General features: G+C 63.2%; 17 protein-coding genes. 4 read left to right on the top strand and 13 right to left on the bottom strand.

The genetic code is table 11. The features are described 5' to 3' along the window. Positions 1-69 precede the first annotated feature (69 nt). The 3 genes from NIBR502773_RS28430 to NIBR502773_RS28420 all read left to right on the top strand — a co-directional run bounded on the left by NIBR502773_RS28430 (position 70) and on the right by NIBR502773_RS28420 (position 4521). Complete coding sequence (locus tag NIBR502773_RS28430) at positions 70-1827, top strand: phosphoethanolamine transferase CptA (RefSeq protein ID WP_115486229.1); 1758 nt, start codon at positions 70-72, stop codon at positions 1825-1827. A gap of 114 nt (positions 1828-1941) precedes the next feature. Continuing rightward, on the top strand, positions 1942-4167 hold the full coding sequence (locus tag NIBR502773_RS28425) for a TonB-dependent siderophore receptor (RefSeq protein ID WP_141157535.1): 2226 nt from the start codon (positions 1942-1944) through the stop codon (positions 4165-4167). 144 nt (positions 4168-4311) lie between these two features. Continuing rightward, on the top strand, positions 4312-4521 hold the full coding sequence (locus NIBR502773_RS28420; protein ID WP_141157534.1) for a hypothetical protein: 210 nt from the start codon (positions 4312-4314) through the stop codon (positions 4519-4521). A 102-nt stretch (positions 4522-4623) separates the two neighbouring features. Here the strand turns inward: NIBR502773_RS28420 and NIBR502773_RS28415 are convergent, their stop codons facing one another. The 10 genes from NIBR502773_RS28415 to NIBR502773_RS28370 all read right to left on the bottom strand — a co-directional run bounded on the left by NIBR502773_RS28415 (position 4624) and on the right by NIBR502773_RS28370 (position 14159). Beyond that, positions 4624-5115 (bottom strand): GNAT family N-acetyltransferase, encoded by a 492-nt coding sequence (locus tag NIBR502773_RS28415; RefSeq protein ID WP_027606459.1) that lies wholly within the window; start codon positions 5113-5115, stop codon positions 4624-4626. A gap of 173 nt (positions 5116-5288) precedes the next feature. Beyond that, positions 5289-6392 carry a cell division protein ZapE gene (gene zapE, locus NIBR502773_RS28410; RefSeq protein ID WP_141157533.1) on the bottom strand — a complete coding sequence of 368 codons (1104 nt, stop codon included), beginning with the start codon at positions 6390-6392 and terminating at the stop codon, positions 5289-5291. Positions 6393-6407: 15 nt separating this feature from the next. Continuing rightward, positions 6408-6743 (bottom strand): nuclear transport factor 2 family protein, encoded by a 336-nt coding sequence (locus NIBR502773_RS28405; RefSeq protein ID WP_065927894.1) that lies wholly within the window; start codon positions 6741-6743, stop codon positions 6408-6410. A gap of 51 nt (positions 6744-6794) precedes the next feature. Then, positions 6795-7511 carry a YafY family protein gene (locus NIBR502773_RS28400; protein WP_098479700.1) on the bottom strand — a complete coding sequence of 239 codons (717 nt, stop codon included), beginning with the start codon at positions 7509-7511 and terminating at the stop codon, positions 6795-6797. A 147-nt stretch (positions 7512-7658) separates the two neighbouring features. Further along, complete coding sequence (gene pepN, locus NIBR502773_RS28395) at positions 7659-10316, bottom strand: aminopeptidase N (protein WP_141157532.1); 2658 nt, start codon at positions 10314-10316, stop codon at positions 7659-7661. A gap of 13 nt (positions 10317-10329) precedes the next feature. After that, on the bottom strand, positions 10330-11160 hold the full coding sequence (locus NIBR502773_RS28390) for a DUF2797 domain-containing protein (RefSeq protein WP_141157531.1): 831 nt from the start codon (positions 11158-11160) through the stop codon (positions 10330-10332). Next, positions 11157-11417, bottom strand: coding sequence for a YeaC family protein (locus tag NIBR502773_RS28385; RefSeq protein WP_027606465.1), 261 nt, complete (start codon positions 11415-11417; stop codon positions 11157-11159). The genes NIBR502773_RS28390 and NIBR502773_RS28385 overlap by 4 nt, the downstream gene beginning before the upstream one ends. Positions 11418-11431: 14 nt before the next feature. After that, a complete protein-coding gene (locus tag NIBR502773_RS28380; protein ID WP_141157530.1) occupies positions 11432-12301 on the bottom strand; it encodes a rhomboid family intramembrane serine protease in 870 nt (289 codons plus the stop codon). Then, the gene (locus NIBR502773_RS28375; protein WP_168166846.1) at positions 12298-13272 is read right to left on the bottom strand and encodes a metallophosphoesterase; all 975 of its coding nucleotides are present in this window, start codon (positions 13270-13272) and stop codon (positions 12298-12300) included. Before NIBR502773_RS28375 ends, NIBR502773_RS28380 begins: the two co-directional genes overlap by 4 nt. Continuing rightward, positions 13269-14159, bottom strand: a complete 891-nt coding sequence (locus tag NIBR502773_RS28370) for an NAD(+) kinase (protein WP_003217892.1) — start codon at positions 14157-14159, stop codon at positions 13269-13271. Before NIBR502773_RS28370 ends, NIBR502773_RS28375 begins: the two co-directional genes overlap by 4 nt. A gap of 146 nt (positions 14160-14305) precedes the next feature. Here NIBR502773_RS28370 and NIBR502773_RS28365 point away from each other — a divergent pair, with 146 nt between their 5' ends. Continuing rightward, complete coding sequence (locus NIBR502773_RS28365; RefSeq protein WP_141157529.1) at positions 14306-15253, top strand: DUF1853 family protein; 948 nt, start codon at positions 14306-14308, stop codon at positions 15251-15253. Between the two features lie 126 nt (positions 15254-15379). Here the strand turns inward: NIBR502773_RS28365 and NIBR502773_RS28360 are convergent, their stop codons facing one another. The 3 genes from NIBR502773_RS28360 to cobN form a co-directional block, all read right to left on the bottom strand. Next, positions 15380-15982 carry a VWA domain-containing protein gene (locus tag NIBR502773_RS28360; protein WP_065941749.1) on the bottom strand — a complete coding sequence of 201 codons (603 nt, stop codon included), beginning with the start codon at positions 15980-15982 and terminating at the stop codon, positions 15380-15382. Positions 15983-16035: 53 nt separating this feature from the next. Next, the gene (locus tag NIBR502773_RS28355) at positions 16036-17034 is read right to left on the bottom strand and encodes an ATP-binding protein (protein ID WP_141157528.1); all 999 of its coding nucleotides are present in this window, start codon (positions 17032-17034) and stop codon (positions 16036-16038) included. Positions 17035-17200: 166 nt separating this feature from the next. Beyond that, complete coding sequence (gene cobN, locus NIBR502773_RS28350; RefSeq protein WP_141157527.1) at positions 17201-20962, bottom strand: cobaltochelatase subunit CobN; 3762 nt, start codon at positions 20960-20962, stop codon at positions 17201-17203. Positions 20963-20964 lie beyond the last annotated feature (2 nt).

Here is a 20964-nt window from a genome sequence, read left to right as displayed (position 1 = left end):
ATGCAAGGGTGGCCTCTGTTGCGTGCAGCCCTGCGCGTCGACTGAAAAATTACCGGGTTGGAGCGCTGGATGGCGATGTTCGAACGCAGCAGCAAGTCTGCGAAAGGCTTTGATTGGGCCGGTCTTGCCTGGCTATTCGTGTTTTTCTGGTACTTCTCCGGCATTACCCAACTGCTGATCCAACTCAGCGGCACTTCTGGCTTCAGTGGTTTTCGCCAGGCCTTCTTCATGAGTGCGATATGGCTCGCACCCCTGCTGGTATTCCCCCGCCGGACGCGCTTGCTTGCTGCCCTGATCGGCGTGGTGCTGTGGGCCTGTTCCATGGCCAGCCTGGGTTATTTCTTCATCTACCAGCAGGAATTTTCCCAAAGCGTCATCTTCATCATGTTCGAATCGAACATCTCCGAAGCCGGCGAGTACGCCACCCAATACTTCGCCTGGTGGATCGTGCTGGCGTTCATTGCCCACACCGCCGTGGCTATTTTCCTGTGGACCCGGGTACGCCCGGTGTATTTGCCGCGCGGCCAGGCCCTGGTGGCGGCCACGGCGATCCTGGTGGCGATCATCGGTTACCCGCTGGTCAAGCAGATTGCCCGCAGCGACACCCTGGACGACGCCATCGACCGCTTCGAATCGCGCATCGAACCGGCCGTGCCCTGGCAGATGATCGTTGCCTACCGCCGCTACACCGAACAGCTGGACAACATGCAAGGCATGCTCGACAGCGCCAGCCAGATCGCGCCCTTGACCAACCTCAAGGACACCATGGCCGGCCAGCCGTCGACCCTGGTGCTGGTGATCGGCGAGTCCACCAACCGTCAACGCATGAGTCTCTACGGTTATCCGCGCAACACCACGCCGGAGCTGGACAAGCTGCGCGATCAACTGGCGGTGTTCGACAACGTCATCACCCCGCGCCCCTATACCATCGAAGCCCTGCAACAGGTACTGACGTTCGCCGACGAGGAGAACCCCGACCTTTACCTCAAGACACCGTCGATCGTCAGCGTGATGAAACAGGCCGGGTACAAGACCTACTGGATCACCAACCAGCAGACCATGACCAAGCGCAACACCATGCTCACGACCTTTTCCGAACAGGCCGACGAGCAGGTGTATCTGAACAACAACCGCAACCAGAACGCCCGCCAATACGACGGCGATGTATTGGAGCCATTCTCCAAGGCCCTGGCCGACCCGGCCGAGCGCAAGTTCATCGTGGTGCACCTGCTCGGCACCCACATGAGCTACCAGTACCGCTATCCGCCGACCTTCGACAAATTCACCGACCGCCAGGGTGTACCTGCCGGGATCAGTGACGATCAACTGCCCACCTACAACAGCTACGACAATGCGGTGCTGTACAACGATTTCGTGGTGTCGAGCCTGATCAAGGACTACGCCAAGACCGATCCCAACGGCTTTTTGCTGTACCTGTCGGACCATGGCGAAGACGTGTTCGATTCCGCCGGCCACGCCACCCTGGGGCGTAACGAAGGCAAGCCGACGGCACCGATGTACACCATTCCGTTCATGGCCTACGCCTCACCGAAATGGCGTGAAACCCACGACTGGAGCTTCGCCGGCGACCTGCAACGCCCCTACACCAGCTCGCAGTTGATCCACACCTGGGCCGACTTGGCCGGGCTCAGTTTCAACGAGCTCGACCGCAGCAAAAGCCTGGTGAGCGACAGCTTCAAACCCCGCCCGCAACTGATCGGCAACCCCTATATGCGCCAGCAGAAGGCGTTGATCGACTTCAGCCTGATCAAGCCGAAAAAGGCCAATCCGACCGATGTGGTCCTGCAGGAACCGCCGGCCTTGTAACAGAAAGATAACAATCATTCTCGTTTAGCCCTAAAGTTCCCCCGCTCCTTTCGTCTTTGAGCCAAGGCCTTCCCTTTCCGGGGTGGCCGCAAAGACGACAAGGAGTCTTCCGCGATGTTCGCGCCTTTTACCCGCTCCATGACCCTCACGCTCGGCCTGTGCGGCGCCGCCCTGAGCCCGGACCTGCTGGCTGAAACCGACCCCGAACACACCCCGCTCGAACTCGGCGCGACCAACATCTCCGCCGAAGGCCTGGGCGCCACCACCGAACACACCGGTGCCTACACCACCGGCTCGATGAGCACCGCCACCCGCCTGAACCTGTCGGTCAAGGAAACCCCACAATCGATCTCGGTGATCACTCGCCAGCAGATGGATGATTTCAATCTCAACACGCTGACCGACGTGCTGCGCCAGACCACCGGGATCAACGTCCAGCACAACGACTCCGACCGCGTGTCCTATTCCTCCCGCGGCTACGGCATCACCAACTTCCAGATTGACGGGATGCTCAATACCTTCGGCTACATGAAGTCCGACGCCGATACCATCATCTATGACCACATCGAGGTGGTACGCGGTGCCACGGGCTTGACCACCGGCGCCGGCGACCCCTCGGCCACCATCAATATGGTGCGCAAGCGCCCGACGGCCCAATGGCAGGCGAAAACAGGCGTCAGCGCCGGCAGCCATGACAACTATTACAGCTACGTGGACGTGGGCGGCCCGCTGGCGTTCGACGGCAAGCTGCGCGGGCGCACGGTGCTGGCCTACCGTGACAGCCAATCGTTCCGCGACAACTATGGCCTGCAGCGGGCGGTCGGCTACGGCATCCTGGAAGGCGATCTTTCCGACGATACCGTGCTGGCCGTAGGTTTCGATTACCAGAACAAGCAGGTCCAGGGCACCTCCTGGGGCACCGTGCCGTACTGGAACAGCGAGGGCGGCAAGGCCGGACTGTCGCGTTCCACCAATATGGCGGCGCACTGGAGTTCCTGGCCGCTGACGGACAAGACCACCTTCGCAACCCTCGACCATCGGCTGGGCGGCGACTGGCACGTGAAGGCCGCCTACACCCATCGCCAGAGCGACACGGACGGCAAGGTGTACTACGGCGGTGCGGGGTTCCCCAACGATGACCGCAGCGGCATGACCGCCTGGGCCAGCCACATGCGCGGCACATCGAGAATGGAGGCCATCGACCTCAACCTCGCCGGCAGCTATGCACTGCTGGGCCGCGAACATGCACTGATGATGGGCTATGGCGAGGCCACGCAGCGGGACGTCTCCCCCGTGATGCGCAGCAACCTACCCGCCAGCTACTACACCATCGAAGACTGGAAATACATGGGTGGGATCGCCAAGTTCGGCGACACCGTCACCGACCTCAAGGGCGAACACAGCAGCAAGCAACAGAAGGCTGGCTACCTGGCCACGAGACTGAGCCTCACCGACCGCTTGCATGCAGTGCTGGGCAGCCGCTATGGCAGTTGGGAACTGAAAAGCGCGGCCCCCGAATACAACGCCAACGACCAACTGACGGCCACCAACAAGACCTCCCAGACCCACAATGATATGTGGACGCCCTACGCCGGCCTGCTCTACGACCTGACGCCGGAGTACACCGTCTACGCGAGCTATACCGACATTTTCAAACCCCAGAGCCTGCGGGATGCCAACAAGAAGTACCTGGAGCCCGTGGTCGGTAGCAACTACGAGGTGGGCCTCAAGGGCAGCGTGTTGGAGGAGCGCCTGAACCTGGCGGCGGCGTATTTCTGGAGCACTCAGGACAACGTCGCCGAGCGGGACGATTCGGTGCCACCAAATCCCATCACCGGGGAGGAGTACTACAAGTCCGGCGGCAAAGGTAACAAGGTCAACGGCTTCGAATTGGAAGCTGCCGGAGAAATCATGCCCGATTGGAACCTGACGGCCGGTTATACCTACACCCATTCGGTCAACGGCTCGGGCAAACGCAACAACACCGGGCAGCCGCTGAACCTGCTGAAAGTCTCCAGCGCCTACCGTTTGCCGGGGGCATGGCGCAACCTCACGGTCGGCGGTGCGGTGAACTGGCAGAGCGACATTTACGATTGGAGCAACCGACCTACAGGGGTACGCGTCGGCAACACACCGGTGACCGAACGGGCGAAGATCACACAACAGGCCTACACGGTGGTCAACCTGATGTCCCGCTATCAATTCGACGAGCACGTCTCAGCGTCGCTTAACGTCAACAACCTGTTCGATAAAAAGTATTACGAACGCGTCGGCTTTTATAACGGCGTGTATTGGGGCGACCCACGCGCCATTACGCTGGCCTTGGACTGGAAGCTTTAAAGCCGGCCATCCGAAGTTAACGATATTGTTAACTTCGGATGTTTCTCGCGTTAATTCCCACTTAATAAGATCGCACCAGAATCGCCCCACGATTCTGATCAAGGACAGAGCAGATAACCGATCACACTTAATGAGTAAACACAGATGAAACTCTCGACCTTGATGCTTGCCAGCCTGATGACCCTGTGCTCCGCCGCCGCGTTTGCCGAAGGCGGCTCGGAGCGCTCGAAGGAGTTCTACAACAACTTCACCTTCACGCAGCAGACGCTTCACGGCACGACTGAACAAACGGCGTCCGCCGACGGCAAGACACCGAACACCAATACGACCGAACAGGAACAACCCAAGAGTTAAGTTAATCGTTAGTTAATCCGCAACACCCTGGGCCATTCCGCTCCGTTGGCAAAGGTTTATTGGGCGCCCTCTACTGGCGCCCTTTTTTTCGCCGGTTATTTATTAAAGCGGCTTGTTCCAGAACAACATGCGCCCATGGGCCGGATCAAACTTCGCATCATCAAAACCAAACTTGCGATACGCCGACTGGGCGACGGCATTACCTTCCAGCACCTCCAGGGTAATCTTGCAGCAACCACGCTGGCGGGCGATGTCCTCGACCTTCAGCAGCATTTTCTGGCTCAGTCCCAAGCCGCGAAACTCATTCATCACCACCACGTCGTGAACGTTGACCAAGGGGCGGCAGGCAAAGGTGGAAAACCCTTCAAAGCAATTCACCAGACCCGCCGGCTCACCGCCGACAAACGCCAGCACACTGAACGCATGGGGGCGCTTGGCCAACTCGGCCGGCAGTTGCTCCAGCAGGTCGGCTGGCAGGCTATGGCCGCCGCCCATGGGGTCTTCGGCGTAATGGTTAAGCACCTTGGCAATGGCTTCGGCATGTACAGGATTGGTGTAGCTGGCTTGCAGCACCAGGATATCTGGGGTGTCCATTTCCGTCCTCGATCACGACTACAAGGGAATCTGTTCCCTTTGAGGGGCACGATTGTAAGCGTGGAGTCAGCACCAGATGAAGGAGATTAACTACAAATGTGCGCCCGAAAGCGCGAAGGCTTTGGCACTAAAAAAACCCAAAGTGCCCATCCAGGGCTTTTTTCGTACAGGCCTCAGCCGAAGCGCTGCAGCTGCATTTCTTGCAACCGGCTCAGGGTGCGACGGAAAGGAAACGCCAGGTAACCGTCGGTATACAGGCGCTCCAGCGGCACCTGGGCGTCGATGAACAATGGCACCTTACGGTCGTAGCACTCGTCCACCAAGGCGATGAAGCGACGCACACTGTCGTCGTGCACCGACAACTGCGGCAACTCACGATCACCGGCCACCACGCGCTCGACCCCATCCTCGGTGCCGCGGGCAATTCGGCCTGGGCGCTGTTGCGCACTCAGGTTGGGCACCTCCCCCAGCAGGATCGCCTTGAAGCGGTCGCACAGCAGGATGAAATCCATCGCCGCCAGGGGTTGTTCGCAGAGGTCGGCATAGCGGCACCACAGCACGCTGTCACTGGCCTGCACGCACACGATGGAACGATGGCCGACGGTGACCGGACCACGACTCACCGCCTGGCCTTCGGCCAATTGTGCGAACACGTTCGCCAGCGCATCGGGCTGGTTCACCCAGTAGCGCTGCCGGCCCACGCCTGGGTGCAAGCGATGATCCTCGCCACCGTCGACCGCCACCACGTGCATATGCCGCCCGATCGCCGCAATGCCCGGCAGGAAGCGCTCCCGATTGAAGCCATCGGCATACAGCTGGGCCGGTGGTTGATTGGAGGTGCAGACCATCACCACACCTTCCTCGAACATGACCTGGAACAACCGGCCAAGGATGATCGCGTCACCGATGTCATTGACGAACAGCTCGTCAAAACACAACACCCGCACCTCCCTGCTCAGCTCCCGCGCCAGGGCCTGCAACGGGTCATGGGTGCCGGTGAGCTGGAACAGACGCTGATGCACCCAGCCCATGAAGTGGTGAAAATGCTGACGCCGCGCGGGCACCCGCAGGCTTTGGTAGAACTGATCCATCAACCAGGTCTTGCCGCGCCCCACCGGCCCCCATAGGTAAACGCCAGTCACGGGCGAACGGCCTTGATGCAAGGCCGCATGACAGGCTTGCAGGGCATCCACCGCCCGGCGCTGGGCGTCGTCGGCAACGAAACCCTGTTGGGTAATGGCGTGTTGGTAAGCAGCGAGGGGCGAGTCGAAAGTCATGCCCGCGATTATGACCTACAGGGAGATGTCCAGCCGTGAAATCTTGCCCTGCGCGTCCAGGCGAAAGGTGTAGCGCAACTCCAGCGGACTGCCGGGAAAATTGCCGGAGACCACATTGCTGACCAGCACCTTGCCGGTACGGTGCTGCACCTTGAGCACCTCGACACGCGGCTGGTAGCGGCGCCCGGTGTCTTCCATCCAGCGTGCAATGGCGGCAGTGCCCACCTGATGCTGGCCTTCATCGAACACATTGGCATCGTCGGCAAAACACTGGGCAATGACCGAGGTGTCGCGGGTATTGGTCGCCGCGATATAGGCGGCGATGGCGGGGGCCAATTCAGGCTGGGACATGGCAAAGCTCCTTTTCAGGTGGTTGTAGCAGCATGCTAAGCCAGGGGTGTGTCAGTTTTTGTCAGGAGTGAACGGCCCGGATTCATTCTGCTCCATCAGCTTGCGCCAGGCCCGCAGCCAGTCGCTGCGCCGCCCCGGATAACGCTCGCCGACGACCTCGGCACTCGCCACACGGTCGGTGCGAAAGGTGCGATACGCGCCGCGCAGCTCACACCAGGCCACGATCACCCGCACCTCATTGAGAAATCCCAGGGCCAGGGGCCAGATCAGGCGTTGACTCTGGGTCTGGCTGGCATCCGCGTAGTCGATATGCAGCTTGTCCTGATGCCGAATCGCTTCGCGAAATACATCCAGCGGCACGCGGTTTTCCGGGTAGCCAAACCCTGGCGGGCCGGGCAGCAACGTCGGGTTGCGCAAGGCTTCCTGCGCCGCCGGGTCGAGCACATCGGCGATTTTCGCCAAGGCGTTGGCGGCGGCACGGCTGAGCACGTCATCGCCGCGCTGATCCACATAACGCAAGCCCAGCACGATCGCTTCGGTTTCTTCGGCGTTGAGCATCAAGGGCGGCAGAAACAGGCCGCTGCGCAGCACATACCCTACCCCGGCCTCGCCGAAAATCGGCGCGCCCAGGGCGGTCAACTCGGCAATGTCGCGGTACAGCGTACGCTCGGACACCTCCAATTGCGCCGCCAGCATGGCGGCGGTCACCGGGCGTTTCTTGCCCCGCAGGGCCTGCAACAACGTCAGTAAACGAGTGGTACGTGACACGTTGATCCCACCGAATAAGGAAAAGTGCCGAAGCTTAGCAGAGCGTTCTGCCAGGAAACGTCAGCAGCAAAAAAGCGCTCCTTGAACGAAGCTCCGAGGCAAAAAAAACGGCCTGAACAGGCCGTTTTTTTTACCGAAGCGGTTTATTTAAGCAAGACTCTTGCTCACGACCTCGAACACATCGCTGGACAACTCACCCGACCCACGAATGCGCTCCAGCTCCGCCTTCATCAACGCCTGGCGCGCGCTGTCGTATTTACGCCAGCGGGTCAGCGGCGCCAACTGGCGCGAAGCGATCTGCGGGTTGAACGCATTCAACTGGATCACCAGGTCCGCCAGGAAGCGGTAGCCCGAACCGTCGGCGGCGTGGAAGTTGATCAGGTTCTGCCCGGCAAACGCGCCGATCAGTGCACGCACCTTGTTCGGGTTCTTGAGCGTGAACGCCGGGTGCTCCATCAACGCCTTGACCCGCTCCAGCCCGCCCGGCAACGGGCTGCCGGCCTGCACGCTGAACCACTGGTCCATGACCAGCGGGTTGTCCTTGAAGTTCTCGGCAAATACCGCCAGCGCCTGGGCCTTCTCCGCTTCGAACGGCGAGTTCACCAGCACCGCCAGCGCGGTCAGGCGCTCGGTCATGTTGTCGCTGGTGTCGAACTGCTCAAGGGTCGCCGCCAGCACTTCGGGCTTGCCGCTGAGCATCAGGTACGACAGCGCGATGTTCTGCAAGGCCCGCCGGGCGAAGTGCTCGGCCGCCGCCACGTAAGGCGTCTGCTTGGACAACTCGCGGTTGGCCTGGTAACGCAACCACAGCGGTTCATGCAGGTTGTCAGCCAGTTGCCTGCGCGCAAATTCACGCGCGGCGTGGATGGCATCCACGTCCGCGACGTCGCTGATTTCCGTCAGGTAGGCTTCGCCCGGCAACGACAGCATTTCCGCAACCATGGCCTGGTCCAGGCTTTCGTCGCTCAACACACTGCGCAAGGCCGTGATCAGGCGCTGGTCCATCTGCAACGCCTGGCCCTGCTGATGCTGGCCGATCAGTTCCTGCAACACCTGCACCGACAGCTGCTGGCCCGCATCCCAGCGGTTGAAGCCGTCGCTGTCGTGCTGCATCAGGAACATCAGTTGGTCACGGTTGTACGGGAAGCTCAGTTTCACCGGCGCCGAGAAGCCACGCAGCAGCGACGGCAACGGCTGTTCGGCGATGTCGACGAAGGTGAAGGTCTGCTCCGCTTCGGTCACCGAGATCACACGGGACGTGGCGCCGGCCGTGGCTTCACCGGCCAGGCGCAAGGCGATGCCCGCGCCCTGCCCGTCCAGCAGGCCCAGCTCGACCGGGATCACGAACGGCAGTTTCTCGACCCGGTCCGGGGTTTCCGGGCAGCTCTGGCGGAAGATCAGGCTGTAGGTCTTGGCCGCAGCGTCGTAGGACTCGCTCACCGCCAGGCGTGGCGTGCCGGCCTGGCTGTACCAGCGCTTGAACTGGCTGAGGTCGGCACCGTTGGCGTCTTCCATGGCCTTGATAAAGTCGTCGCAGGTCACGGCCTGGCCGTCATGGCGCTCGAAGTACAGGTCGCTGCCTTTACGGAAGCCTTCGGCGCCAAGCAAGGTATGGATCATGCCGACCACTTCCGAGCCTTTTTCGTACACGGTCAAGGTGTAGAAGTTGGAGATCTCGATAAAGCTGTCCGGGCGCACCGCATGGGCCATGGGGCCGGCGTCTTCGGCGAACTGGTGGGTACGCAGGTAGGCCACGTCCTGGATACGCTTGACCGTGGCGGAGTTCATGTCGGCGGAGAAGCCCGAATCACGGAACACGGTAAAGCCTTCCTTCAGCGACAGCTGGAACCAGTCGCGGCAGGTCACGCGGTTGCCCGACCAGTTGTGGAAGTATTCGTGGGCAACAATCGCCTCGACCCGCTGGTGCGCGGCGTCGGTGGCGGTTTCGGCGCGGGCCAGCACGGCGCTGGAGTTGAAGATATTGAGGCCCTTGTTCTCCATGGCGCCCATGTTGAAATCGTTGACCGCCACGATCATGAAGATGTCGAGGTCATACTCGCGGCCGTAGGTTTCTTCGTCCCAGCGCATGGATTTTTTCAGGCTGGTCATGGCGTGCTGGCACTTGTCGATATTTTCCGGCTCGACATAGATGCGCAGTGCCACTTCACGCTGGGTCATGGTGGTAAAGCTGTCTTCGACACACCACAGGTCACCGGCCACCAGCGCGAACAGGTAGGCGGGTTTCTTGAACGGGTCTTCCCAGGTTGCCCAGTGGCGGCCGCCTTCACCAGGACCGCTGGCAATCGGGTTGCCGTTGGAGAGCAGCACCGGGTAGCGGTGTTGCTCGGCGATCACCGTGGTGGTGAAGGTGCTCATCACGTCGGGGCGGTCGAGGTAGTAAGTGATCTTGCGGAAGCCCTCGGCCTCGCACTGGGTGCAGAACATGCTGCCGGACTTGTACAGGCCTTCCAGGGCGGTGTTGGTTTCCGGATGGATGCGCACGCTGGTGTCGACCGTGAAGGTCTCGCGGGTCGGATGCAGGGTCAGGTGGCTGTCCGTCAGCTGGTAGTCAGCCTCGCTCAGTTCCTGGTCGCCGAGGTTGACGGTCAGCAACTCCAGTTGCTGGCCGTCGAGTACCAGCGGCGGCAGGCCGGCGCCACGCTCGGGGTTACGGCGCATTACCAGCTGCGCGTGGACCAGGCTGTGGTCCTCGAACAACTCAAAGGTCAGGTGCGTCTCTTCGATCAGGTAGTCCGGCGCCTGATAGTCCTTCAGGTAAATCATCTTCGGTTGTTCGGTGCGCATGGGTGGCATCCTTCTACTGATGCACGGCGAGCTGGTAGGCCGTGTACTTACGAATATTGATAACGCCAGTGTCGAAGATCAGGTATTGGCCCTTGATCCCCAGCAGCGTGCCTTCGGCAATCGGGTTCTTGTCCAGGTTGAAGCTGACGATCTTGGCTGGATACTGCTCCACCGGGTAGCGGATTTCCAACGGTTCGAGGTCGGTTACCGGTTGGATGGCCTGCAGGCCGAAGCGTTCCTGCAATTGCAGCAGGCCATCGGCACAGGAGGCGAACAACTCGTCGCGCACCTGCTTGAGGTCCACCGCCGCCGCGTCGCCCTTGAGCAACGCACGCCAGTTGGTCTTGTCCGCCACCTGGCTGCGCAATACATCCTCGACAAATCCGGATTGCTGGCGTGTCGACACGCGCATGATCGGCAGCGCCTGGCTGGCGCCCTGGTCCAGCCAACGCGTCGGCAATTGGGTGGCACGGGTGATGCCGACCTTGATGCCCGACGAATTGGCCAGGTACACCACGTGATCGGTCATGCAGAATGTCTCGCCCCAGCCCGGATCGCGGCAGGTGCCAGCGTCGTAATGGCAACGCTCGGGGCTCATGATGCACAGGTCACACTGGGCCAGCTTGGTCATGCACGGGTAGCAATAGCCCTGGCTGAAGCTGGTCTTGGTCTTGCGGCCGCAATGGCTGCAATGGATGGCACCGAGGTATTCCAGGCGTACATGGGTGCCGATCAGGGGGTTGACCGGCACCTCGGTATCGCCCAGGCGAAACGCGTATTGAACGGTCGGCTCACCGAGTTGCGCCGACATTTTGCTGACTGCACCGCGACCAATTTCAATCAATGGATCGCATCCGACTTGAACAGGATGTTCGGCACGGTGGTCGATTTCGACTGGCATTCCTGCGGGCCCATGTAGCCGGTGCGCTGGTCTTCCGGCAGGTTCTGGATCTCCCAGGCGATCATGGCCTGCAGGGACAGCTCGCGCTGCTCGGCACTGAGCTTGCGGCCATCGGACCACTTGCCGATTTCCACGGCGAGCTTGAGGCTCGCGTAGATGTCCGGGGTGATGTTTTCGATCATTTCAGCAAAAGAGGACATAAGGCTCTTCCTTATCAAAGAGAGGATTTGCGACGGTTATACAAACCGCCGAGCAAACCGGTAAGGCAACCGATAACCAGGCCGCCGACATGGGCAGCGTTGGCGATTTCGCCGAAGCCGATCATCGACACCAGCCCCGACAGGCACAACACCAGCCACACCAGCATCATCACCAGCACCCCACGGGGCAAGCGATAGGCCGGGTTGGGCGAGAGCAGTTGAAAGATCCAGCAATGCCCGAGCAGGCCATACAGCACCCCGGACAAGCCACCGAACAGGCCGGGGCCACCGTAGGCATATTGCGCGTAGTTGGAGACCAGGCTGAACAACAGGGTCAGGCCCAGCAGGTTGATGCTGCCCTGGCGCACTTCGATACGCCGGCCCAGCTCCCAGTACCACATGCCGTTCATGGCCAGGTGCAGGATGCCGAAGTGGATCAGCATCGGCGTGAACAGCCGCCACCATTGGCCGGAAGCCAACATGTCGGCGAACGGCGTGAACTGGATGTACTCGCCCATCACCCGGAACGGCAGGAAGGTCAGCCAGCTCATGGCCTGCAGGTTTTCCCCGAGCAAGGTCACGGCGCCGACGATGATGCTCGCCAGCAGCACCAGCGCCGTGACCGGGCTATGGCGCACCTGCTGGGCAAAGCCGGGACGCGTGACCGGCGCCTGTTCGGGAATATCCAGTTGCCGGTCCGGATCACCGGCCGGAAAGCGCTGGTACAGCACGCGCACGTCATCGCTGAGGGGCTCGGGCACCCACAACACCTGCTCGCCGGCTTCCTCGCTGACGCGATGGGGCACTTGCATGCGTTGCAGCAGTTTCACGAAACCGCCCAGGTCGACGCTCAACGGCAAGCGCAATACGGGCACGGCACTCATACAATCACCTCGGGCCGCTCAACGTCGACCCATACGAATTTACGCGGATCCAGGCGGGTTTCCTGGTCCAGGCGGTACGCCACCAGCTTGCCGTACAGCACTGCGCTGTAGTCCAGGCACGCCAGGTTCGGGCGGATCGGCGCCGGTTTGCCGCTGCGCCAGTAATGGCCGACGAACAGCAAGGGTTCGTCGGCGCCGTAGCGCAGCAGGGAGTTTTTTTCATGGGGCGACAATGGCGTGCGCGCCACCGGCTCAGGCAGTGCGTCGGGCTGGAACACGATGTCGCCGTAGGTCTTAGGGTCGTCCTCCCAGAACTTGGTGCGGAAGAACGAGCGCGTCAGGCCATCGCCACCGGTCAGCGTCAGGCCATCCGGCAGGCGCATATCGGTGCCGCGCAACAGGCGGTCGAAGGCGTTGCAGGCAAAGCTGCCGGGCACGGCGGCGGCCTGCAGGAAGTGCTGGTCGATGCAGCCATCCGGGAACGTCGCGCGCAGCGGCTGGATAAAGCCGTCATCCCAGCACGCATGCACCACGCGGAAGCGCCCGGCATCGACAAACAGCGGCATGTCGTAGAACCAGGCGAGGAAGTCGTGCCAGTCGGCCGGGTGCTGCTCGAACTGGGTCAGGGTCTCATGGATCAGCCGCTCATGCCGTGGGGTGTGCTCGCGCACGAACTGCCTGCCACTGCCCGGCGGCGCCGGTGTGGCCCAACCCAGGGCATTGAACTCGTGGTTGCCCATGATGCACAGCGCCTGGCCGGCCTCGGCCATGTCGTGGACGATATGCAGCGCCTCGCGAATGCGTGGGCCTCGGTCGATGATATCGCCGAGGAACACCGCCATGCGCGAAGGATGGCGCCAGGTGCCGCCCTGCTTGTGGTAACCCATCTGGTCGAGCAAGTGCTCAAGGGTATGAGCGCAACCGTGCACGTCACCAATCAGGTCGTAGCTACGCGCGGGATCGAGCATCAGTCGCCTCCACCCCCCAAGCGGCTGCCCCAGCCCAACTTGGTGCGGCACACTTCGTAGTAGTTGTGATCCAGCGGGTGGATCAAGCGCAACTTCTGCGCCTTCTTGCTCACGGTGATGGTGTCACCGGGGGCGCAGGTGAAATGGTTCTGCCCGTCGCAGGAGACTTGCGGGTAGATCTGCATGTCTTTGGACACCACGATTTTCAGCTCACTGTTGCCATCGACCACAATCGGTCGGCTGGACAACATATGGGGGTACATCGGCACGATCACAATGGCATCGAGCTTGGGATGCATGATCGGGCCACCGGCCGACAGCGCGTAGGCGGTGGAGCCGGTGGGTGTGGCGACGATCAGGCCGTCGGCCTTCTGGCTGCACACGAACTGGCCGTCGATATACAGCTCGAATTCGATCATCCGCGTGGATTTGCCGGGGTGCAGCACCACGTCATTGAGCGCATCGCCCTGGCCGATGGCTTCGCCGTGGCGGCGCACTTCGGCCTGCAGCAGGAAGCGATTTTCCACCAGGTAATGGCCATCGAGCACCTTGGCCACTTCGACTTCCAGCTCATCGGGGCGGATATCGGTGAGAAACCCCAGGCTGCCACGGTTGATCCCCAGCACCGGCACGTTATGCCGCGCCAGGGCCCGGGCCGCGCCGAGCAGGCTGCCGTCGCCGCCGACCACGATGACCATGTCGCAGACTTCGCCGAGCATCTTGCGCGAGGAGGTTTGCAGGCCGTGGCCGGGGAGGATTTCGGCGATGGTGTCTTCGAGGATCACATGCAGGTGGCGTTCCAGCAGGAATTTTTTCAGCCGGCGGACGGTGTCCAACACCTGGGTACTGCCCAGGCGACCGATAATGCCGATATTGCGAAATTGCTCCATGGGGCTCCTGCGGGATTGGGGGTGGGGCAAAAAAGAAACGATTATGGGCGAAAGGCTGGCTCAGGCAAAATCCTTTGTCGCCGTGAAGCCTTGATGACAACGGTTCTCAGCCCCCTGCGCAACGGTTAAAAGGCTATGCTCGGACCATGACTGTGTTCCCGGATTTGCACAACCTGCCCCGCCAGCTGCGCCACCCCGAGGTGCGCGACCTGGCGTGGGTGATGCTCGCCCCGCCGATGCTCGCGCAGACGCCGTGGCCACAGCGCCACCCGCTGGCGGGCAGCGACTGGGTGCAGGCGCCCGACCGTCTTGAACACTGGCTACGAGCACTCGACCAGGACAGCCGTGCCTTGCAGCACTGGTTGAGCCTGTCACGCACCCGGCGCCTGGGCCTGTACTACGAACGCCTGTGGCAGTTCGCCGTGCAGCATGCGCCGGGGGTGGAGTTGCTCGCCGCCAACCTGCCGATCCGCCGCGCCGGGCACACCCTGGGCGAGCTGGACATGCTGCTGCGCGACCGCGATGGCGTGCACCACCTGGAACTGGCGATCAAACTCTACCTGGGCCCGCAGGACGGCAACGGCCAAGACACCGCGCAGTGGCTGGGCCCAGGCTGCCATGATCGGCTGGACCGCAAGCTGGCGCACCTGGCCCAGCATCAACTGCCGATCTCGGCGCGGGCAGAAAGCCGCGAGGTGTTGGCGGCCCTGGATATTCAGCAGTTTGATGCGCACCTGTGGCTCGGCGGGTATTTGCTCTATCCCTGGCCTGGGCTGGCCGAACCGCCCCACGGCGCCCATCCGCAGCATTTGCGCGGGCGCTGGTTGCATCAGCGGGACTGGCGGGATTTTGTCAGCGCCAGTGCGCCAGGCCGCTGGCAACCGTTGCCCCGGCATGCGTGGCTGGCGCCAGCGCATTACCCGGCGGATGAGGTGTGGAGCGAAGAACAGATGCAGGCCTGGTTGGCAGACCTTGATCCGATGGCGCCTGCGCAGTTGCTGGTGCGCATGGTGCAGAACGGCGAGGATTGGGAGGAGGCCGAGCGCTTGTTCCTGGTGGCGAATCTTTGGCCGAATGTGCCGGGGGCCGGCTGATGGAGGGTGTGGTGTATGTGAGGGCCTCATCGGGGGCAAGCCCCCTCCCACACTGACCGCATTCCAAATGGGTGTACTCGATCAAATGTGGGAGGGGGCTTGCCCCCGATGGCGGTGGTACCGCCACTACAACTCATCGATATGCCGATAATCCAACTGCAACCCCACCGCCAGCTCCTGGGCCCGCCCCAGCCTGATCGGCCCGCGCTCGATATCCACCAGCAACCCCGCACACGCCAATAACGGCAACCCGCCGATGTCCTTGAGGCGCCCATCCGTGATCACCAGTACACGCTGCTGCTCGGCCGGATAACGCTTGCGGCGCGCCACCAGCCAATGCGCGGCCTCGGTCAGCGCCGCCAGCAACGGCGTGCCACCGCCGGCGCCCAGCTGATCCAGCCAGCCAGCCAGGCCTTTCGCAGCTTTCAACCCCTGTACCTGCCACTTCGGTGCCTGGCCGCTGGCGGTCAACAACGCCATGCGCGCCCTTTGCCGGTAGGCGTCGTCAAACAGCTGGGCGAGCAAGCCCTTCGCATCGGTTAATGCACGATGCCGCCGGGTGGACGCCGACGCATCCACGATCACCAGCCACAACTCATGGGCCGAGCGGCTGCGCAGGTGGTAGCGCAGGTCTCCACGGGAGTGCGGCCGGCCGCCGAGCAAGGTGCCCGGCCAGTTGATCGAACCCTGCTGTGCGCTGCGTGCCTTGCCCTGCCTGCCGTTGTCCAGTCGCCCCGCCTTGGGCCGGGCATCCGCCCCCGCGTCAGGTCGGGGGCGAATGCCTAGGGCTTTTTTGGCCAGGCGGGCACGTCTCGGCGCGTACCCGTGGGCAGGGCCGGTGCGGGCATATCGCCCCATTGGCCTTGGCCGGGCGAGGTGTCCGAGGGTGTCGGCGACGGCCCTTGATTGGGTGGGCTGGCCGGTGGGGATTGCTCTTGGCGACGGTGGCGCAAGGCAAATTCCGCCACCGCTTCGATGTCTTCTTCGGCAATGGTATCCGCGCCACGCCACGCCGCGTGGGCCCGGGCGCCCCGCAGCCAGACCAGGTCGGCGCGCAAGCCGTCGACACCGGCAGCAAAGCAACGCTCGGTGATCTGCGCCAGGGCCTGATCATCCAGCTCGATACTGTCCAGCCGCGCCCGCGCCTGGGTGCAGCGCTCGCGCAGCGCCGCCTGCTGTTCGGCCCACTGGGTGCAGAACGCGGCGGGGTCGCTGTCGAAATCCAGGCGCCGCCGGATGATCTTCCCGCGCTCGGCCGGCAGCGTCTGCCCGCTCAGCGCCACGTTGAAACCGAAGCGGTCCAGCAGCTGCGGGCGCAACTCGCCCTCCTCCGGGTTCATGGTGCCGATCAGCACAAAGCGCGCCGAATGGCGATGGGAAATGCCGTCGCGTTCGATCAGGTTGGTGCCGCTGGCGGCGACGTCGAGCAACAGGTCCACCAGGTGATCGGGCAGCAGGTTGACTTCATCCACATACAACACGCCGCCGTCGGCCTTGGCCAGTACCCCAGGGGAAAACTGCGCGCGGCCTTCCCCCAGCGCGGCATCCAGGTCCAGGGTACCCACCAGGCGCTCTTCGGTGGCGCCCAACGGCAAGGTGACGAATTGGCCGCTGGCCAGCAGATCCGCCAAACCACGGGCCAAGGTGGATTTGGCCATGCCACGCGGGCCTTCGATCAGCACACCGCCGATCTTCGGGTCGATGGCGGTCAGGCACAGCGCCAGTTTCAGGTCGTCGGCAGCGACCACGGCGGACAACGGGAAATGAGGAATATCGGTCATCCGGTCTCTCTTTAAATTCTGCTGTACAAGTAATCACCCGGTCATGAGCAAGCTACTTGTGGCGAGCAGGCTTGCCCCGCGTTTTGGGGCCGCTTTGCAGCCCAGCGCGGGGCAAGCCCGCTCACCACAACAAGCCCGCCAGCCACAACAAGCCGCATCTCGCGTTCTAGCTGTCTTCTTCTATATCCAGCAACAGGTTTTCCAACGCCTCGCGGTACGCCCCCGGCTCCTGCCACAGGCCACGCTGCTGGGCTTCGAGCATGCGCTCGGTCATATCACGCAGCGCCGCGGGGTTGTGCTGCTGCACAAAGGCCCGGGTGTCAGGGTCCAGCAGGTAGGCGTCGGCGAGCAATGCATATTGATGATCGTCGATCAGCGCCGTGGTGGCGTCGAAGGCGAACAGATTGTCCACGGTCGCGGCCATTTCAAACGCACCTTTATAGCCATGGCGCTTCACGCCGTCGATCCACTTGGGGTTGGCGGCGCGGGAACGGATCACCCGGTTCAGCTCTTCCTTCAAGGTGCGAATCCTCGGCAGGTCCGGCTGGCTATGGTCGCCGTGATAGCTGGCGGCCTTGTCGCCGCTCAGGGTTTCCACGGCGGCGAGCATGCCGCCTTGGAACTGGTAGTAGTCGTTGGAGTCGAGCAGGTCGTGCTCGCGGTTATCCTGGTTCTGCAACACCGCCTGCACCTGGCTCAGGCGCTGGGCAAACTGCGTACGGGCGGCGGTGCCTTCGTCGGAGCCGCCATAGGCGTAGCCGCCCCAGTTCAGGTAGACCTCGGCCAGGTCCTCGCGGCTTTGCCACAGGCGCCCGTCAATGGCGCCCTGCACGCCCGCGCCATAGGCACCGGGCTTGGCCCCGAAGATACGCCAGCCGGCCTGTTTCGCCGCGACCTCCGCATCCAGGCCGGAGGCCAGCAGCGCTGCGCGCTCACTGCGCACCTTGGCGGCCAGCGGGTTCATGTCGTCCGGCTCATCCAGGGCCGCCACGGCTTGTACCGCCGCGTCGAACAGGCGGATCAGGTTGGCGAAGGCATCGCGGAAAAATCCGGACACGCGCAAGGTGACGTCCACGCGCGGGCGGTCCAACAGGCTGATCGGCAGGATTTCAAAATCATCCACCCGTTGACTGCCGGTGGCCCACACCGGCCGCACGCCCATCAGCGCCATGGCCTGGGCGATGTCGTCGCCACCGGTGCGCATGGTGGCCGTGCCCCACACCGACAGGCCGAGCTGGCGCAGGTGATCGCCGTGGTCCTGCAGGTGCCGTTCAAGTATCAGGTTGGCGGACTGGAAGCCGATGCGCCACGCGGTGGTGGTGGGCAGGTTGCGCACGTCAACGGTGAAGAAATTGCGCCCGGTCGGCAGCACATCCAGGCGCCCACGGCTTGGCGCACCGCTCGGGCCGGCCGGGACAAAGCGCCCGCCGAGGGCCTCCAGCAAGCCGCGCATTTCCGCCGGGCCGCAGGCGTCCAGGCGTGGCGCCACGACGATGCGCAGGCTTTCGATCACCGCCTTCACCTCTTCCCAGCCGGGCTCTTCCAGCTGTTCCAGCGGCCCTTCCAACGCCTGCTCGATCAGTCGCGCAGCGTACAGTTCCAGGCGCTCGCGGGTGTCCCCGGCGGTGCGCCACTGCTGCCCATCGATCTTCCGCAACACCGCCGGGCGTCGCCCGGTCCAGGGCTCGGCCAGGGCGCAGTCCAGGGGGTCAAAACCCAGCGCGAACGCCTTGGCCAACACGCGCAGCAGGCTCGATTGCGGGCCACGGCCGTCGCCACGCGGGATGCGCAGCAAGGCCAGCAAGGTGTCGATGCGCAAGCGGCCCACGGGGGATTCGCCAAAGATGTGCAGGCCGTCGCGGATCTGCGACTCCTTCAAGTCGCACAGGTAGGTGTCGAGGCGCGGCAGCCAGATAGCAGCATCGGCGTCGCCATCCAGCTCAAGCTCCTGGTCGATGCGAGTTTCGCGCACCAGCTTGAGGATGTCTTTTTGCAGCTCGCGGGCCCGGCGCGGGTCGAGCAGTTGGGCTTCGTAGTATTCGTCCGCCAACAGCTCAAGGTCCCGCAGCGGCCCGTAGGTTTCGGCGCGGGTCAGTGGCGGCATCAGGTGGTCGATGATCACCGCCTGGGTACGCCGCTTGGCCTGGGCGCCCTCGCCCGGGTCGTTGACGATAAACGGGTAGATGTTCGGCAGCGGCCCCAGCAGCGCATCCGGCCAGCAGTTTTCCGAGAGCCCCACGCCCTTGCCCGGCAGCCATTCGAGGTTGCCGTGCTTGCCCACATGGATCACGCCATGGGCGCCGTAGGTGTGGCGCAACCAGAAGTAGAACGCCAGGTAGCCATGGGGCGGCACCAGGTCCGGGTCATGGTACACCGCGCTGGCATCCACCTGGTAACCCCGGGCCGGCTGGATGCCGACGAAGGTCTGGCCCAGGCGCAGGCCGGCGATCATCAGGCGGCCGTCACGGAACATTGGATCGTTGTGCGGCGCGCCCCATCGCTCCAGCACCGCCTGGCGGTTGGATTCAGGCAAGCGATTGAACATCGCCTCGTAGTCGTCCAGGCCCAGGCTTTGATGACAGGGGCGCAGGTCGAGGCTGTCGAGGTCGTTGGTGACGCCGCCGAGCAGCTCATGGATCAGCGCGGTACCGCTTTCGGGTAGTTGCTCCGGCACCGGATAGCCTTCGGCTTGCAGGGCACGCAGGATATTCAGTGCGGCAGCCGGGGTGTCCAGGCCCACGCCATTACCGATACGACCATCGCGGGTCGGGTAGTTGGCAAGGATCAGGGCGATGCGTTTATCCCCATTCGGCACCCGTGCCAGCTCGACCCAACGGCGCGCCAGCTCGGCGACGAAATCCATGCGTTCGGGCGCTGCGCGGTAGCACACCACGTCCGACTGGCTGCGCTCGCTGCGCCAGGCCAGATCCTTGAAGCTGATCGGCCGGCTGATAATCCGCCCGTCCAACTCGGGCAAGGCAATGTGCATCGCCAGGTCGCGCGGGCCCAGGCCTTGCTCGCTGGCCTGCCAGCCCGGCTGGTTATCCTGGGCGCAGATCGCCTGGATCACCGGGATATTGCGGCGAAACGGCCGCAGATGCGGGGCTTCGGGGCTGGATTGGGCAAAACCGGTGGTGTTCAGGATCACCGCCGCGCCGACCTCATCCAGCAGGTCCTCGACCACCGTCAGGCAGCCGGGCTCTTTCAAACTGGCCACCGCCATCGGCAACGGGTTGAGGCCTGCCGCCTGCAAACGCTGGCAGAACACATCGATAAAACCGGTATTGGCCGCCTGCAAGTGGGAGCGGTAGAACAGCACCGCCGCCACGGGCCAATCCGCGTGCCAATCGGTCTGCCAGTCATTGAGGCGAGGGTTGGCTTTGTGCGGGTGATAGATCGCGGTGCGCGGCAAGGTCTGCGGCTCGGCCCACGGGTAATCGCGGTCCAGGTAGCCGCTGGCCAGGCAGCGGAAGAAATCCAGCGCGTTAGCGAGCCCGCCCTGGCGCAGGAAGTGCCACAGGCGGTCGCGTTGTTCGGCACTCACCGTGCTCAGGCCGCTGAGTTCCGGGTCCGGGCGGTCATCCCCCGGCACCAGGATCAGCGTAACGCCGCGCTCGGCCAGCTCCACCAGGCGCTCGATGCCGTAGCGCCAATAACCGATGCCGCCGTGCAGGGAAATCAGGATGACCTTGGCGTGGCGCAGCACTTCGTCCACGTACAGGTCGACCGATGCGTGGTTCTGCACCTGCATCGGGTTGGCGAGGCGCAGGCTGGGGTAATCCTCGGGCAACTGCTGGGCCGCTTCGGCCAGCAGCGCCAGGCTGGAATCGCCGCTGCACAGGATCACCAGTTCGGCGGGGGTTTGGCCAAGGTCGGCAATATTGTCGTCCGCGACGAAACCACCGGGCTGAGTCCTGAGCAGGTGCATGG

The sequence above is a fragment of the Pseudomonas sp. NIBRBAC000502773 genome (genome assembly GCF_006517195.1).
Taxonomy (GTDB): domain Bacteria; phylum Pseudomonadota; class Gammaproteobacteria; order Pseudomonadales; family Pseudomonadaceae; genus Aquipseudomonas; species Aquipseudomonas marginalis.
The sequence above is the reverse complement of the archived record's forward strand: the minus strand, read 5'-3'. Positions and strand labels throughout refer to the sequence as shown.

Bases quoted from the DNA above. Each gene is read 5' to 3' on its own strand.
- NIBR502773_RS28430 (WP_115486229.1), top strand. From the start codon at position 70: ATGGCGATGTTCGAACGCAGCAGCAAGTCTGCGAAAGGCTTTGATTGG.
- NIBR502773_RS28425 (WP_141157535.1), top strand. From the start codon at position 1,942: ATGTTCGCGCCTTTTACCCGCTCCATGACCCTCACGCTCGGCCTGTGC.
- NIBR502773_RS28420 (WP_141157534.1), top strand. From the start codon at position 4,312: ATGAAACTCTCGACCTTGATGCTTGCCAGCCTGATGACCCTGTGCTCC.
- NIBR502773_RS28415 (WP_027606459.1), bottom strand. From the start codon at position 5,115: ATGGACACCCCAGATATCCTGGTGCTGCAAGCCAGCTACACCAATCCT.
- zapE (WP_141157533.1), bottom strand. From the start codon at position 6,392: ATGACTTTCGACTCGCCCCTCGCTGCTTACCAACACGCCATTACCCAA.
- NIBR502773_RS28405 (WP_065927894.1), bottom strand. From the start codon at position 6,743: ATGTCCCAGCCTGAATTGGCCCCCGCCATCGCCGCCTATATCGCGGCG.
- pepN (WP_141157532.1), bottom strand. From the start codon at position 10,316: ATGCGCACCGAACAACCGAAGATGATTTACCTGAAGGACTATCAGGCG.
- NIBR502773_RS28385 (WP_027606465.1), bottom strand. From the start codon at position 11,417: ATGTCCTCTTTTGCTGAAATGATCGAAAACATCACCCCGGACATCTAC.
- NIBR502773_RS28380 (WP_141157530.1), bottom strand. From the start codon at position 12,301: ATGAGTGCCGTGCCCGTATTGCGCTTGCCGTTGAGCGTCGACCTGGGC.
- NIBR502773_RS28370 (WP_003217892.1), bottom strand. From the start codon at position 14,159: ATGGAGCAATTTCGCAATATCGGCATTATCGGTCGCCTGGGCAGTACC.
- NIBR502773_RS28365 (WP_141157529.1), top strand. From the start codon at position 14,306: ATGACTGTGTTCCCGGATTTGCACAACCTGCCCCGCCAGCTGCGCCAC.
- NIBR502773_RS28355 (WP_141157528.1), bottom strand. From the start codon at position 17,034: ATGACCGATATTCCTCATTTCCCGTTGTCCGCCGTGGTCGCTGCCGAC.
- cobN (WP_141157527.1), bottom strand. From the start codon at position 20,962: ATGCACCTGCTCAGGACTCAGCCCGGTGGTTTCGTCGCGGACGACAAT.